This is a genomic window from Flavobacterium sp. IMCC34852, assembly GCF_030643905.1.
GTDB lineage: Bacteria > Bacteroidota > Bacteroidia > Flavobacteriales > Flavobacteriaceae > Flavobacterium > Flavobacterium rivulicola.
The window spans coordinates 2,340,657-2,355,353 of record NZ_CP121446.1 but is presented as its reverse complement, the minus strand read 5'-3'; the positions used below and the strand labels follow the sequence as shown (position 1 = coordinate 2,355,353).

Below are 14,697 nucleotides of genomic sequence, written 5' to 3'. Positions count from 1 at the left end.
TTTTGGCTTTTTATATTGTTAAAATAAATGAAACAAAGACACCAACAAAAATTAGTAATCATCTCTATGGTACTACTCATCGGATTAAATCTTCCGATACTGTTGCTGTTTGACAGTGCCGAGAGTATTATAGGGTTTCCTGTAATTTATATTTACATTTTTTCGGTGTGGTTGTTTTCTATTTTGTTGTCATTTATCATCATAAAGCGCTACCATGAATAGTATTGTTTTATTAATCATATTGGCACTTTATTTAGGGATTCTTTTCTTCATTGCCCATTGGGCAGAGAAAAAAGGAAACTCAAAATGGACGAACAATCCGTATATCTATTCACTTTCCTTAGCGGTTTATTGTACGGCATGGACGTATTACGGAAGTATTGGTGTAGCCGCCAATTCGGGACTGAATTATCTGCCAATTTATTTAGGTCCGATAATAATTATACCTGCATGGATGATTATTTTGAAGAAAATCATACGCATTTCAAGAGTCAATAAAGTTTCAAGTATAGCCGATTTTATTTCGCTTCGTTATGGCAATAGCCGTTTTTTAGGCGCTGTCGTAACCATCGTTTGCTTGTTTGGTATTTTGCCCTACATCGCTTTGCAATTAAAATCCATAGCCGAAACGTTTCACGTTGTAACCCAAACCGAATCGAGTTCCAACATCTTTGACGACAGTACAACTTATGTAGCTTTTGCCTTGGCGATATTTGCTTCTATTTACGGAACGCGTTACGTTGATGCTTCCGAAAAACGAAAAGGAATTGTAACCGCGGTTGCTTTAGAAAGCGTATTGAAATTGGTTTTCTTTATCATCATTGGTGTATATGTTACGTTCTTTGTCTTTGATGGTTTTGATGATATTTATGCCAAAGCTTCGCTGCTCGAACACTTCCGCGAAAAGAATACCATCGGCGGATTACCACAAGCCATCAACTGGTTTTTCTTGTGCATACTTTCATTGTTTGCCATCTTTTTGTTACCAAGACAATTTCAGGTTTCGGTGATCGAGAATACCAGAGAAAACCATGTGAATACTGCAGTTTGGTTATTTCCGTTGTATTTGTTGTTGTTCAATATTTTTGTCTATCCAATCGCTTGGGGCGGCAATATTTTATTCGAAGGACAAAGCGTGAATTCGGATACGTATTCGCTTTTAATTCCGCAGCTTTTTGACAATAAGACTCTTACCGTGATGGTTTTCTTGGGTGGATTTTCAGCAGCCATTTCTATGATAGTTGTTTCGTCTATCGGATTGTCTACGATGGTGAGTAATAACTTGATTATTCCTTATGGTTTGTTGGGAAGACTGAAACACAACGAGCAAAGTACCATCAACAAAAAGATTGTCAACATCCGTAAGATTGGGATTTTCTCGCTGATTATCATTTCTTATTTCCTCTACCGTTATTTCGCTTTAGATTACAGTTTGTTCTCTATTGGATTGGTGGCTTTTGTCATTATTGCTCAATTGGCACCATCGTTTTTCGGCGCTTTGTTTTGGAGAAGAGGTTCAAGAACCGGAGCGGTTTCGGGCTTAATTGTAGGTTTTGTGATTTGTTTGTACACACTGTTAGTGCCTTATGCATTAGGCATCACTTCTTCCGATACTTCCTTCATCACCGAAGGTTTATTTGGCATCAAATTATTAAAACCATTACAACTTTTTGGCTTAGATTATTTACAGCCTGTTCCTCATGCATTGTTTTGGAGTTTGTTGTTCAACTTCATGATTTACATCGCGGTGTCGGTGAGTTTCAAAGGCAATTACCGAGAGCGTAACTATGCCGAAATGTTCCTTGATATCAACAAATACATCACCATGCACGAAAATGCATTCGTATGGAAAGGAACGGCTTACCGAACCGATATCGAGAAAGTGTTGATTAAATTCTTAGGCGAAGAACGAACCAAGCGTGCCATGAACATCTTCAACCTAAAATACAATGTAGATAAAAACGAAGAGTTAGCCGATGCACGTTTGATTAAATTCTCCGAAAACCTTTTGACCGGACATATCGGTACGGCTTCTGCCAAAATATTAATTTCCAGCGTGGTCAAAGAAGAAAAGATAACTTTACCCGAAGTTTTGAAGATTTTGGAAGAATCCAAAGAGAATATCATCATCAATAAAAAGCTGACAGAAACCTCTAATGAACTTAAAGAAATCTCGGCTAAGCTTCATGAAGCCAACGTTTCTTTGATGGAAAAAGACAAGCAAAAAGATGAATTCCTCGATACGGTTACCCACGAATTGCGAACACCAATCACCGCCATTCGTGCTTCGAGTGAGATTTTATACGACGATGACGAAATTCCCGAAGAACTGCGCAAACAGTTTTTGCAAAACATTATATCAGAATCGGATAGGTTAAACCGTTTGATTGATAAAATTCTTGACTTAGAAAAGTTTGAAACCGGTCGACAAAAAGTTAACTTTGCTACTCACAAAGTTTTGCAAACTATTGAAAATGCGATTGAACCTTTGCAACAGCTCATCAATAACAAGTACATTCACGTTCACATAGAAGGCAACAGCAATCTGAAAGCCGATTTTGATGAAGACAGAATAGTACAAGTGGTGACCAACTTAGTGTCGAACGCGATTAAGTTTTGTCCCGAAACCAATGGTTTGATTACCTTAGCGGTTTATGAAAAACACGATTTTGTGCAAGTGGAAGTGAGTGACAATGGTAAAGGAATTGCACCGAATGATTTTGAAAATATATTTGACAAGTTCTACCAATCGACCAATCAGAATTTCAAAAAACCTATTGGTAGCGGATTAGGATTGGCGATTTGCAAACAAATTATCGAACACCACAAAGGTAAAATTTGGGCTACCAATAATGCTACCGGCGGTGGTTGTTTGAGTTTCACCATACCCAAAAAACAGCAGCCATGAAAAAGATTTTAATTGTAGACGACGAACCCAACATAGTAATGTCATTGGAATATACTTTCAAAAAGAACAATTTTGAAGTGTTTATTGCCCGCGACGGTCAGGAAGCTTTGGATATTTTAAAAACCCAGTTTCCCGATATTATCATACTCGACATCATGATGCCTTTCGTAGACGGCTTTGAAACTTTGGAACAAATCAAAAAGAACGAACAACTCAACCACTGCAAGGTTATTTTCTTATCTGCCAAAAACAAAGAAAGCGATATTGAAAAAGGAATGGCATTAGGAGCTGATGCTTACTTAACAAAACCATTCTCCATTAAAAAAGTAGTGGAGCAAGTGAATGATTTATTAGAGTAATGGATTAGTTTAAGTTGCTGTCGTACTTATTTGAGTGTCGATCATTTTTTGTAAAAGTGCTAAATTTCAAGACAAGTATTGTATATACCTATTTAGCAATAAAGTTTTGAAAGGTAAGGGAATAATGGTTACTTTTAAGCTGTTAATTAAATAGTTACCAACCTAACCTTACCAATGAATTACGAAGATTTTTACAACCAAAGCATACAAAACCCCGAAGCTTTTTGGGCAGCACAAGCCAATGAAATAGATTGGTTTACCAAACCACAAGACATACTTTCCACAGACGAAACGGGTTATCCGTTATGGTACAAAGACGGAAGCCTAAACGCTTGCTATTTGGCACTTGACAAACATATCAATGATGGTTTCGGTGACCAAATAGCCATCATTTATGACTCACCGGTTACCCAAACCGTAAAAAAATATACTTATAACGAAGTCAAATCAGAAGTCGCCAGATTGGCCGGAGGTTTGTTGTCTTTAGGTTTAAAAAAAGGACACACCGCCATCATTTACATGCCCATGATTCCACAAGCGGCATTCGCTATGTTGGCTTGCGCCCGAATAGGAGTGACACACTCGGTAGTTTTCGGTGGCTTTGCGCCACACGAATTGGCTATTCGTATTGATGATTGTAAACCAAGACTAATCTTAACGGCATCTTCCGGAATAGAAATCGATAGGTTAATTGCCTACAAACCCTTAGTAGACGAGGCGATTGAATTGGCCGAACATAAACCTAAAAAAGTGGTAGTGCTCAACCGAAAACTCGGAGCTAGAATACCTTTCAAGAAATACGATGTCGATTACGACGCTTTAGTCTACGGCTCAGAAGAAGCCGATTGCGTTCCGGTAGAAACGACACATCCGTTATATGTTTTGTACACTTCGGGCACGACAGGTAAACCCAAAGGCATTGTTCGCGATACCGGAGGTTATGCCGTGGCGCTTAAGTTTTCTATGCAGAAAATCTACGGCGTACAACCGGGCGAAGTCTTTTGGGCTGCTTCCGATGTGGGTTGGGTTGTTGGCCATAGTTTCATAGTTTACGGACCATTAATCAACAGAAATACGACTATTGTTTTCGAAGGAAAACCCATCAAAACACCCGATGCGAGTACGTTTTGGAGAGTGATAGCGGAGCACAAAGTGAGTGTGATGTTTACCGCACCAACCGCCATTCGCGCCATCAAAAAAGAAGATCCAAACGGAGAGTTTATCAAGCAATATGATTTGTCTTGTTTGCGAACCCAATTCCTTGCCGGAGAACGTTGTGATGTGGCGACCTTAGAATGGTACCGTGAGCACATTCCGATTCCGGCGATCGACCACTGGTGGCAAACCGAATCGGGTTGGCCGATGATAGCCAACATGATGGGAGTAGAATATTTACCTATCAAACCGGGTTCTTCGGGTAAAGCAGTTTCAGGTTATAACATTATGATTTTAGGTGAGAACGGACAAGAATTAGGGCCAAACGAAGAAGGTTATGTGGTCATCAAATTGCCTCTGCCGCCGGGAACTTTATTGGATATTTGGAATGATAATCAGCGTTTCCAAGCAGGTTATTTACAAAAATTCCCAGGCTATTATTTCTCAGGCGATGGCGGATTTAAGGATGAAAACGATTATATTTTTATCACCGGTAGAGTAGATGATGTGATTAATGTCGCCGGTCACCGTTTGTCAACAGCCGAAATGGAAGAAATTGTCGCTTCCCATCATTCTGTTGCCGAATGCGCTGTTATCGGTATTAATGATGAATTGAAAGGGCAAATTCCTTTGGCTTTGGTCGTAACCAAATTGGGCGAAGCCATAGAGCATTTTCAGTTGCAACACGAAATTGTAAAATTAGTCAGAGAACAAATCGGTGCCGTAGCTTCACTAAGAGATGTGGTCATAGTCAATCGCTTGCCCAAAACACGTTCGGGTAAAATTCTGCGCAAATTAATGCGAAGCATAGCCGATGGCGATAATTTCCAAATTCCATCCACGATTGATGATGAAGCCATTATTGATGAAATTAAAGAAGTGTTGGAACTAGCCAAGATTGGGAGTTTTAAGTGAAATAGTTAGAGGGATTAGTGAAAAGAGAAAAGGGATTAGATACTGTTATTCGAGAACTAACAGACAACTAACAACTATATCTATTTAGCAAGAAAATTTAACACGGCACCAATAGAATATTTATATTTACATAACAAAACGATAATAAAAGAAGATTTACAATGAGTTATTACAAAATACTGAATCTGGAGCATTACTTCAAAATGTATAAGAAATCGATTCGTGAACCCCGAAAATTTTGGGACCGAATCGCCGATGAGAATTTTACTTGGTACCAAAAATGGGACAAGGTTTTCGAATTTGATTTCCAGCAAGCCAAGTTCAAATGGTTTGTCGATGCTAAAGTCAATATCACCAAAAACTGTATCGACCGTCATTTAGCGCGAAGAGGCGATAAAACCGCCATCATCTTCGAACCGAATAATCCCGACGAAGCAGCGCAGCACATTTCTTATAACGAATTGTACGCTCGCGTGGCCAAATTAGCCAATGTACTCCGAGACCAAGGCGTTCAAAAAGGCGACCGTGTATGCATTTATTTACCGATGATTCCCGAACTAGCCGTAGCTGTTTTAGCTTGCGCCCGAATAGGTGCTGTTCACTCGGTGGTTTTTGCAGGATTCTCCGCTTCGGCAGTTGCGGCTCGAATTAATGACTGTGAATGTAAAATGGTCATTACTTCTGACGGAAGTTACCGTGGCAATAAATCCATTGACTTAAAAGGAATTGTTGACGAAGCTTTGGAAAAATGCCCAACAGTAGAAAAAGTATTGGTAGTAAAAAGGACCAACACTGCTGTAACGATGAAAGATGGTCGCGACCTTTGGTTACAACCACTATTAGATGAAGCGATTTCGAATAACGTAGCCGAAATTATGGATGCCGAAGATCCGCTTTTCATTCTGTACACTTCCGGCTCGACCGGAAAACCCAAAGGAATGGTGCACACCACCGCAGGTTATATGGTTTACACTGCTTATACTTTTAAAAATATTTTCAATTACGAAGAAAACGATGTGTATTGGTGTACCGCCGATATCGGTTGGATTACCGGACATTCTTATATTCTTTACGGACCGTTATTAAATGGTGCTACAACCGTGATTTTTGAAGGTGTTCCGTCTTATCCAAACTTCAGTCGTTTTTGGGAAGTAATCGAAAAACACAAAATCACCCAATTCTATACGGCGCCAACAGCCATTCGTGCGTTAGCCAAAGAGAGTTTGGATTACGTCCAAAAATACCCTTTGAGTTCACTAAAAGTTATCGGTTCTGTAGGCGAGCCTATTAACGAAGAAGCTTGGCACTGGTACAACGACCACGTAGGAGGAAAGCGCTGCCCATTAGTAGATACTTGGTGGCAAACCGAAACCGGTGGGATTATGATTTCGCCAATTCCGTTTGTAACACCAACAAAACCAACATACGCTTCACTACCATTACCGGGAATTCAACCGGTATTAATGGATGAATTGCGCAACGAAATCGAAGGCAATCAAGTCACCGGAAGTTTGTGTATCAAATTCCCATGGCCGTCAATTGCACGAACGATTTGGGGTGATCACCAACGTTATAAAGAAACGTATTTCACCGCTTTTCCGGGAAAATATTTCACGGGTGATGGCGCTTTACGCGATGAGGTTGGTTATTATAGGATTACCGGTAGAGTAGATGACGTTATCATTGTTTCGGGTCACAATTTAGGAACAGCGCCAATTGAAGACGCTATCAACGAACATCCGGCAGTAGCGGAAAGTGCGATTGTAGGTTTCCCACACGATATCAAAGGAAACGCTTTGTATGGTTTTGTAATTTTGAAAGAAGTAGGCGAAAGCCGTAACCAAGAAAACTTAGCTAAAGAGATCAACCAATTAATCTCTGACCAAATCGGACCAATCGCTAAACTCGATAAAATACAGTTCGTTTCGGGCTTACCTAAAACGCGTTCGGGTAAAATTATGCGACGTATTTTAAGAAAAATAGCCGAAGGTGATTACTCTAATTTCGGAGATATATCAACCCTTTTGAATCCGGAAATAGTCGAAGAGATCAAGAACGGAAAGTTATAAAAGCAAAAAAAACTCTGAATGTAAATTCAGAGTTTTTTTTTAGTCTTTTAATAATTCGGCCAGTTTATTGAAGCTCGGACTCATATCAAAATAAAACCCTTTCAGACCGTAGGGATTTTCAGCTAGGGTTAAATAATCATAAGTACCTTCAATTAAACTTTGTTTACCGCCAAATTCAAAACCCAGGACGCTGATAATATCATATTCATGGGGAACATTGATGACAAAAAAAGCATTTTCTTTTGAGGTTCCGTCACCCGTGCTGAAAATAGCTTCTACTATAATCCCGATTTGGATGGCTTTATTCTTAGCTTCCGTCAAATTGCTCTGTTTTTCATAAGCATAGGACATGATGTTTAAAGTTCTGATGTCGAATGGATTTTCGTTTAAAACTTCTGAACCATAGGTGATAATTTTTTTAAAATCCTCGGTTTCCAACACTTCTTTGTTCAATACACTTCTCAAACTGTCATTGGCGGCACCCGTGTAAAAGGAAGAATATCGATCTTGATTAGTAAAACCGTAATACAAGTGGCGCTTCTCTTCAAGGGTCATGGTTGAATCGGCGGCATTGAATTTTTCCTCTAATTTTTTGTAAAAAAAAGTTGAATTTTTATCCGCAACTTCTTTTTTGATAGCTTTATAATCGGGTTTAACAAATTTTTGATCTTGCGAACAAACGGTCAAAGAAGTTAAAACTAAAACTAAGGCGAAGTATTTTTTCATAAAGGATATTTTAAGAATTAATTCTTTACCAATAATAAGAAAAATATTAATTAGTTATGAATTTAGGGTTTGGTTATTCAATAAAAACTGAATATCTTGTCTTGAAACTTCTGGATTGGCTCCTTTATGAGAAGCCACCAAAGCACCTACGGCACAACCAAAAGTAACCGCTTCCGGATAGTCTTTTGTATACAATACTTTAGAAAGTAAAGCGGCTAAAAAACTGTCTCCTGCACCTATAGTATCGGCAACTTTAACTTTAAATCCATTATGGTTAAAAAATTGATTATCAATATATAAAACTGCACCATCTTTACCTTTAGTTACACAAATGGTATTGGTATTGGTTAGTTCGGATAAGAAGAGAATGTGGTCTTCAATGGTGTCACTGTTCGAACCCAAAGCGTGAGCGACCTCAAACAATTCATCATCATTTAACTTAATGAAATCCGCCAGTTTCATCATTTGTTCCAAAAAATCAATAGAGTAAAACGGCGGTCGAATATTGACATCAAAGATTTTGTAACGGGCATTTTCCAATAACGTCAAAAGTGTGGTTTTTGAAACCGTATCGCGACAAGCCAAGGAACCAAAGATTAAGGCATCGGCTTCTTTAACGACTTTTAAATTGTCATCACTGATTTCAATTTTGTCCCAAGCCGAAGGATACACAATGTCATAAGAAGCACTTCCTTTAGCATCTAAAGTCACCAAAACTTCTCCGGTAGCTAATTTATCATCGATTTGAATCAAAGAAGTATCGACGTTTTTTTCTTTAATAATGTTCAAGAGTTCTTTGCCCAAAGCATCATCACCGATTTTAGAAATCATTTTTGTATCAATCCCTAAGGATTGCAAGCGTATGGAAACATTCATCGGTGCGCCGCCTGCAATTTTTCCGGTAGGCAACACATCCCATAATACTTCGCCAAAGCAAACTAATTTCTTGTTCATACTATTCTTTGTTAGATAAGCTTTCGGCTAAATTCTCTTGTGTTTCTCCTATGGTTTCAGGCATTTTGAACATCACCCAAAACAGTTGTCAAACCATGATCAGATTGGTAAGAAGTTAGGTGTTTTAGTCCCAAGTTCGGGCAACAGATTTTATTTTTAGATTTTGTAAAGGTTTATCGTCTTTACTGATGATTTTTAAAATAGAAAACTGCTCAGTAGGGAAAAACAAATTGGTCATCGAATATTTTCCACCATTCAATAAAATTTCTATGGATGATTTGTCCAAAATGAGTTGAACTTCATTTATTTTGTCTTCACCAAGCGGCATCACTTGTGGTTTGGCGGTAAAAGTTTCATGAAAATCCGACTTCCCCGAATTGCTTCGGTCCGTTACAACGATATCACCGGCGATGGCTATGGTAAATAGTTCGCCATTGATGTTTGACAAAGAAATTATCACATCTGTTCCGCCTTCCATAGTAAAATTGACTTCCGCTTGGGATAAATCGATTTCGGTTTTTTCAAATGGCGTAACCACTTTTTCCTGTTCAAATACCGATTTGGTCAAAGCGTCAAATTGCGGAATCATATTTTGGGTCAGTCGATAGCCTTCTTTTTGTTTGATCAGATTGAGTTCTCTGGGCAAAGTCATAGCGCTGCGCCAAACTTCTGTCGGGACTTTAGTCGCATATTGCCAATTGCTCATCCAACCCAAAACGATTTTTTTGTCATTGGGAACATTAGAGAAAGTTACGGTCGCGTAATAATCGGTCCCATAGTCTAACCAAAGGGCTTTTTGGATTTCGGTAAACTTTTTGCCGTCAAAATCGCCTATAAAATAGCGTGTGCCCGAACCGCCATTAGGTGCTTTATCACCATGGTTAACAATCATTACCCAATAAGTTTCTCCATTAGACTTTATTTTAATCGGAAACAAATCGGGACATTCCCAAACTCCTAAATTAGAGTCATCGTCTTTTGGCTTAAAAGTGCTTTCTTCCTGCCATTCTTTTAAATTGGGAGAAGAGAATAACTTGATTTTATCGCCTACGGCTAAAGTCATAATCCATTTAGAAGTTTCCTCGTGCCAAAAAACTTTCGGGTCTCTGAAATCCTGTTCGCCCGAGTTATTTAACACGGGATTGTCTTTGTATTTTGTCCAAGTTTTGCCTTCGTCAGTGCTGTAAGCAATGGCTTGGCTTTCGGTATTTTTTTTTCCGGCTTTCCAAATTTCGTCGTTGTGGTAGGTATAAATGGCTATCATGGCATTTTTTCCAAAACCGGCGGTATTATTTTTGTCGATCACGGCACTGCCCGAAAATATCCAACCCAACTTGTCGGGATACAAAGCAACGGGCAAATGTTTCCAATGTAATAAATCGGTACTTTCGGCATGTCCCCAATGCATTGGACCCCAAACGATATCTTCGGGATAGTATTGGTAAAACAAATGGTATTTGCCGTTTAGATACACCAATCCGTTGGGATCATTCATCCATTTGGCTGGAGGCGTAAAGTGAAATTGAGGTCGATAGGGTTCGGTGTAGCTTTTTGGTGTTTGTCCGAAACTTATTTGGCATAGAAAAATCCAAATTAATAGTAGTTTATTTTTCATTTATAGTGTTTCAGTAAATAGTTAAAAAATTCATTATTGTTAACAATCATTTCAAACGTTCTAAAACGCCTTTTCGCTTGATGATGTTTTTATAATCCCATTGAATTTCTTTTGATTTTTGAAGCCAACGTTCTACGTCTTCAATATTGATTTGGTCAATGGTTGTATACGTAATGGAAGCATCTTTAAATTTGCCGCTTCCGGGTTTTAGATTTTTTTCTTCAAAAGTGACGCCACTCCAAAACATCAAACGCAAACCGGCTTTTAATTTGTCATAACCTACAATTGGATTACCGTCTAAAAACCATACCGGATGGGCGTGCCATATTTTGTGTTCCGCTTCGGGCAGATTTTTAAGAATGATTGCTGCCAATTTGTGACAAATATCTTGGTATTCAGGCTCTTGAGCGTTATTGTAGTTTTGAATATCGGGATTCATATTTTAATTTTGAAATATAAATATAAAAAAAATCCTCACACTGAGGAGAGGATCATTTTAACTTTACAGGAAAGCAGTACTATTCAGTTTCCTTCGGTGAGGCTTGAGCCGATGGTTTTCTTTTTAAAATGGCCGCACTGATAACAGGGACAAGCAAACCAATTGGAACCATAATTTCCATGTAAGTAAAAAGGATAACCCAAATGGTGCTTTTATAGAGTTCTTTAAAATACAATATTCTGTCCTTTTGAATTTTGAATTCCGCCGCCGTCAATCCTTCTTTTTCCAATTTTTGTATCTCGGCTTGGGAATATTTTTCCATGAAATCAGGATATAAATAATGGTGTTCTATCACCCAAATCCCCACGTAAATAGTGGCAGTGATTAAGGACATCAATAGGCCTACTTTAAAAGCTTTTCCAAAGCTGATAAATCCACCGTTTTGCTTGTCGCGAAAGTTTTTCACGCCCAAAAAGACAAAGGTATAGGCTACTAACATTCCGGCAAAACCGAAAACCATGCCCAAATCGTATTTGGGATTATAACTATAAACAGCCGCTCCGATTCCCATAAATACGCTTACAATCAGTCCGCCGATTACACCGTATTTGATAATAGTGTTTTTCATAATAGTAAAGTTTTGATTAGGTTACAAAGGTTAGTATTTGTGCTGTTTTTCCGCTCATCCTTTTGGGTGAAATTTTTAAAATCATCCTAAAGTAGGAGGCAATAATTGCAGCTTTTTAGCGGTTTCTATAGCTTGCGTTCGGCGCTTGGCTTCTAGTTTTTCGAAGAGTTTGGCGCTGTGGGTTTTGATGGTGTTAAGGGAAACAAACAGTTGCTCGGCGATTTCCTGATTGCTCAGACCTTGCGCCATTAAAGTCAGTACTTCGAGTTCGCGTTTGCTGATGTTTCGTTGTTGTAATTCGGTTTCGTTTAACATAAAATCAGAGGTAGGCACTCGTACTTCTTTTTCAATGATGATGGTTTTAATTTTAGGTTTGGTGACTTTGTTGGAAAGCCAAATTCCGAAAAGCAAGAAGAATATAGAGATGAGTCCGATGTATATTTCGTATTGGTTTTCTAAAATTAAAAAGCGAAACTCCAGCCAACGAAGTAACAAAAGTAATACTGTCATTACTATGGCATAGCTAAGTATTTCTTTATATGGTTTTAATTTGTTCAAAATAACGATATGCTGTTTTAACTCTTTTTCATTACCAACTCAATCTGAGCGTCATCAATCAGAAAAATAATTTTTTTATCCTTCACACTAATCAAAAACAGAATATTGGAATACCCTTCTTTTTTGAGCCCGACCTTAATTTGTTTTTTCTTTTTGTCAAAAATCCACTGATTGTTTTGAAACAATTTTTCAAGTTGTTGCATCATTTTGGTGTTGCTTTTAGTCTCAAAAGTAAAGCTATGGTCGGCATTGAAGTGATAAGTAGCTTTTTGAAAACCGGTAACCAGTTCTTTGGTTTCGGGTTTGTCGGCATTTTTAAGCGCAGTGGCTTTTTTTACTTTCCATTTGCCTGTAATTAAGGTTTCATCAATCGTTTGGCCTTGCGCGGAAGTCATCGCCAAAAAAAAGACTAAGAGTAGGAATGGGGTTTTCATACAAGTATGGTTTTTAGTTATGGCTAAGATAGGAAAATGTTGGAATGTTTTGAACAAGAAGTTTATTCTGTAACCTAACTGTTTAAAAAAAAAGCCCCGATAGTGTAGGCTATCAGAGCTTTATTAAGGCAGATTAATTATTTTGATTTTAAGGGCAAGCAGGGAATTAGATGCTAGAAACAATCAAACAACTCAGCAATAGGATGAGAATTCCGGCTATGATTAGTACTTTATTCAGTTTTCGGACTGTTTTTTTAGCTTTTGAATTTGTATTTGATAGAGGGAAAGGTTTTACCATTTTTAGTTTTTCTACATGGTTTAGCCAGCCACCGCTTTCGGCGATGTATTTTCCCAATTCGGTCAACTCGTAACAAAACTCTTTTTCCGAATAGTTTTTTATCAATTCTTTTTGTTGCATAATTTCGGCTAACATTTTTGCGCCGGGTAGCGGGTTTCCATCGTGATTTTTGAAATCCTGCAGTTTCACAGGTTTGTGTTTGGCATATAAAAAAAGCAGTAGGTTTATTTGAATCAGTTTGTTAATTTGGTCAATCATAAGGAGACTTTATAAAAAAATGGGATGGTTAACTTTATTGGATAAAGCGGAATTTATCTTTGAAATAAAATCCAATAAATGGCAATGGCAGTCTCACACCATAGTAGGCACTTATTAATCCGGCAATCCAAAGTATAACCAATCCCATGTTGTTAATAATTAATAATAGAATAAAGAAAGAGTCAAAATAAATGGGTATAGTCATTAAAATATTGGTCATGATTACCATTATGGCTAATCCGAATGATTGTTCTAAATGGAACTTAGCCAAAGATGATTTGGCACCTTTTCGATAGTTTACAAAAGCTATTATCCAACCTATTATAGTCAAATAGCTAATTACTGAAACGGTTTTTTTGTGCATCATTGTCTTCAAATGCTACGGAGTTAGTTTTTTTATCCTTAATAAATCCCATTGACCTATTTTTTGTTTGGGGCAATAGTAAGCCAACAGGATTTTAAGGACACCCACAATCATTATTTAAACTAACCCTGATTATTTTTGATTTAAACCTAAGTTTATGAAAACTTTTTTGCTTTCAATCTTTAGGCAAATTTAAACCAATGAAAAGTTGTTTTCTGTAGAATAGGCAAGGGTTTAGTGTAGAATTGCTTCTACAAAAAAAGCGACTTTTTAAAGTCGCTTTTTTGGATTCGGTTACATAATTCAATCGGCTTTTAAACTCAAAACAACAAGGTCATTTTAATTGTACAACTGAAAGAAATCAATCAAATCGGCCAGATTGTCAATCTCGAGTTTTTCAAAAATTCTGTTTTTAAAAGTGCTGACTGTTGATTTTTTTACATTCAAGTATTCGGCAATTTCCATGTTGCCATAGCCTTTGATGAGTAATCGTGCTACTTCGACTTCTCTGTTAGACAGTAATTCTAATGGATTGATGGGTTTTTTAGAGATGTAAGAATCGAGTATGCGGTCTTTGATATTTTGGGTGATGTATTTACCCGAAACCATCATGCTTCTCAAGGCGAGTTTCATTTCTTCTTCGCTGCTGCCTTTGTTCAAATAACCCGAAGCACCGGCATTCAAATAACGCAAGGCGTAAATGTCTTCGTCATAGGCTGAAAATATCAGTATTTTAATATTGGGTTGGATATTCTTGGTTTCGGCTATAATATTTAAACTGTTGCCATCCGGAAAATTGATGTCTAATACGAGCAAATCAATTTTGGTTTCTCGAAGAATTTTCAAGGTATCTTTAAAATTGCCGGCCTGGTGAATTTTAGCATTAAAAAACAATTCTTTAATTAATAAAGAAACGCCTTGTCTAACAATGCTGTGATCGTCTGCAATTAGAAAAGTGAAATTTTGTGTTGGCTTCATTTTAAGGGTACATTGCGTTATTGGATTTTTCTTTATATT

At 37.7% G+C, this 14,697-nt stretch carries 15 protein-coding genes; 5 read left to right on the top strand and 10 right to left on the bottom strand.

The features are described 5' to 3' along the window. Window positions 1–27: 27 nt before the first annotated feature. From P7V56_RS10175 to acs, 5 genes are all read left to right on the top strand, one after another. On the top strand, window positions 28–222 hold the full coding sequence (locus P7V56_RS10175) for a hypothetical protein (RefSeq protein ID WP_171221731.1): 195 nt from the start codon (window positions 28–30) through the stop codon (window positions 220–222). After that, the gene (locus P7V56_RS10170) at window positions 215–2,908 is read left to right on the top strand and encodes an ATP-binding protein (protein ID WP_171221730.1); all 2,694 of its coding nucleotides are present in this window, start codon (window positions 215–217) and stop codon (window positions 2,906–2,908) included. The genes P7V56_RS10175 and P7V56_RS10170 overlap by 8 nt, the downstream gene beginning before the upstream one ends. Continuing rightward, entirely contained in the window at window positions 2,905–3,267 is a 363-nt protein-coding gene (locus P7V56_RS10165) for a response regulator transcription factor (protein ID WP_171221729.1), read from the top strand. The genes P7V56_RS10170 and P7V56_RS10165 overlap by 4 nt, the downstream gene beginning before the upstream one ends. Before the next feature lie 174 nt (window positions 3,268–3,441). Further along, window positions 3,442–5,337, top strand: coding sequence for an acetate--CoA ligase (locus P7V56_RS10160; protein WP_171221728.1), 1,896 nt, complete (start codon window positions 3,442–3,444; stop codon window positions 5,335–5,337). Window positions 5,338–5,498: 161 nt separating this feature from the next. Beyond that, the gene (acs, locus tag P7V56_RS10155; RefSeq protein ID WP_171221727.1) at window positions 5,499–7,406 is read left to right on the top strand and encodes an acetate--CoA ligase; all 1,908 of its coding nucleotides are present in this window, start codon (window positions 5,499–5,501) and stop codon (window positions 7,404–7,406) included. 39 nt (window positions 7,407–7,445) lie between these two features. Here acs and P7V56_RS10150 read toward each other — a convergent pair whose 3' ends face one another. From P7V56_RS10150 to P7V56_RS10105, 10 genes are all read right to left on the bottom strand, one after another. Beyond that, window positions 7,446–8,132, bottom strand: a complete 687-nt coding sequence (locus P7V56_RS10150) for a DUF4919 domain-containing protein (protein WP_171221726.1) — start codon at window positions 8,130–8,132, stop codon at window positions 7,446–7,448. A gap of 54 nt (window positions 8,133–8,186) precedes the next feature. Further along, the gene (locus P7V56_RS10145) at window positions 8,187–9,086 is read right to left on the bottom strand and encodes a carbohydrate kinase family protein (RefSeq protein ID WP_171221725.1); all 900 of its coding nucleotides are present in this window, start codon (window positions 9,084–9,086) and stop codon (window positions 8,187–8,189) included. 124 nt (window positions 9,087–9,210) lie between these two features. Continuing rightward, the gene (locus tag P7V56_RS10140; protein ID WP_171221724.1) at window positions 9,211–10,701 is read right to left on the bottom strand and encodes a glycoside hydrolase family 32 protein; all 1,491 of its coding nucleotides are present in this window, start codon (window positions 10,699–10,701) and stop codon (window positions 9,211–9,213) included. A 46-nt stretch (window positions 10,702–10,747) separates the two neighbouring features. Further along, window positions 10,748–11,140, bottom strand: coding sequence for a DUF1801 domain-containing protein (locus P7V56_RS10135; RefSeq protein ID WP_171221723.1), 393 nt, complete (start codon window positions 11,138–11,140; stop codon window positions 10,748–10,750). A 79-nt stretch (window positions 11,141–11,219) separates the two neighbouring features. After that, window positions 11,220–11,768, bottom strand: coding sequence for a DUF4199 domain-containing protein (locus P7V56_RS10130; protein ID WP_171221722.1), 549 nt, complete (start codon window positions 11,766–11,768; stop codon window positions 11,220–11,222). Between the two features lie 81 nt (window positions 11,769–11,849). Then, the gene (locus tag P7V56_RS10125; RefSeq protein WP_240976593.1) at window positions 11,850–12,326 is read right to left on the bottom strand and encodes a response regulator transcription factor; all 477 of its coding nucleotides are present in this window, start codon (window positions 12,324–12,326) and stop codon (window positions 11,850–11,852) included. Window positions 12,327–12,343: 17 nt separating this feature from the next. After that, window positions 12,344–12,760: a DUF5004 domain-containing protein gene (locus tag P7V56_RS10120; protein ID WP_171221721.1), complete on the bottom strand. Its 417-nt coding sequence runs from the start codon at window positions 12,758–12,760 to the stop codon at window positions 12,344–12,346. Between the two features lie 166 nt (window positions 12,761–12,926). Next, window positions 12,927–13,316: a hypothetical protein gene (locus tag P7V56_RS10115; protein ID WP_171221720.1), complete on the bottom strand. Its 390-nt coding sequence runs from the start codon at window positions 13,314–13,316 to the stop codon at window positions 12,927–12,929. 34 nt (window positions 13,317–13,350) lie between these two features. Continuing rightward, window positions 13,351–13,683: a DUF4870 domain-containing protein gene (locus tag P7V56_RS10110; protein WP_171221719.1), complete on the bottom strand. Its 333-nt coding sequence runs from the start codon at window positions 13,681–13,683 to the stop codon at window positions 13,351–13,353. Window positions 13,684–14,019: 336 nt separating this feature from the next. After that, window positions 14,020–14,658: a response regulator transcription factor gene (locus tag P7V56_RS10105; RefSeq protein WP_171221718.1), complete on the bottom strand. Its 639-nt coding sequence runs from the start codon at window positions 14,656–14,658 to the stop codon at window positions 14,020–14,022. Between the last annotated feature and the right edge of the window lie 39 nt (window positions 14,659–14,697).

Excerpts from the sequence above, each read along its gene's own strand:
- P7V56_RS10175 (WP_171221731.1), top strand. The coding sequence starts at position 28 with ATGAAACAAAGACACCAACAAAAATTAGTAATCATCTCTATGGTACTA.
- P7V56_RS10170 (WP_171221730.1), top strand. The coding sequence starts at position 215 with ATGAATAGTATTGTTTTATTAATCATATTGGCACTTTATTTAGGGATT.
- P7V56_RS10165 (WP_171221729.1), top strand. The coding sequence starts at position 2,905 with ATGAAAAAGATTTTAATTGTAGACGACGAACCCAACATAGTAATGTCA.
- P7V56_RS10160 (WP_171221728.1), top strand. The coding sequence starts at position 3,442 with ATGAATTACGAAGATTTTTACAACCAAAGCATACAAAACCCCGAAGCT.
- acs (WP_171221727.1), top strand. The coding sequence starts at position 5,499 with ATGAGTTATTACAAAATACTGAATCTGGAGCATTACTTCAAAATGTAT.
- P7V56_RS10150 (WP_171221726.1), bottom strand. The coding sequence starts at position 8,132 with ATGAAAAAATACTTCGCCTTAGTTTTAGTTTTAACTTCTTTGACCGTT.
- P7V56_RS10145 (WP_171221725.1), bottom strand. The coding sequence starts at position 9,086 with ATGAACAAGAAATTAGTTTGCTTTGGCGAAGTATTATGGGATGTGTTG.
- P7V56_RS10140 (WP_171221724.1), bottom strand. The coding sequence starts at position 10,701 with ATGAAAAATAAACTACTATTAATTTGGATTTTTCTATGCCAAATAAGT.
- P7V56_RS10135 (WP_171221723.1), bottom strand. The coding sequence starts at position 11,140 with ATGAATCCCGATATTCAAAACTACAATAACGCTCAAGAGCCTGAATAC.
- P7V56_RS10130 (WP_171221722.1), bottom strand. The coding sequence starts at position 11,768 with ATGAAAAACACTATTATCAAATACGGTGTAATCGGCGGACTGATTGTA.
- P7V56_RS10120 (WP_171221721.1), bottom strand. The coding sequence starts at position 12,760 with ATGAAAACCCCATTCCTACTCTTAGTCTTTTTTTTGGCGATGACTTCC.
- P7V56_RS10115 (WP_171221720.1), bottom strand. The coding sequence starts at position 13,316 with ATGATTGACCAAATTAACAAACTGATTCAAATAAACCTACTGCTTTTT.
- P7V56_RS10110 (WP_171221719.1), bottom strand. The coding sequence starts at position 13,683 with ATGATGCACAAAAAAACCGTTTCAGTAATTAGCTATTTGACTATAATA.
- P7V56_RS10105 (WP_171221718.1), bottom strand. The coding sequence starts at position 14,658 with ATGAAGCCAACACAAAATTTCACTTTTCTAATTGCAGACGATCACAGC.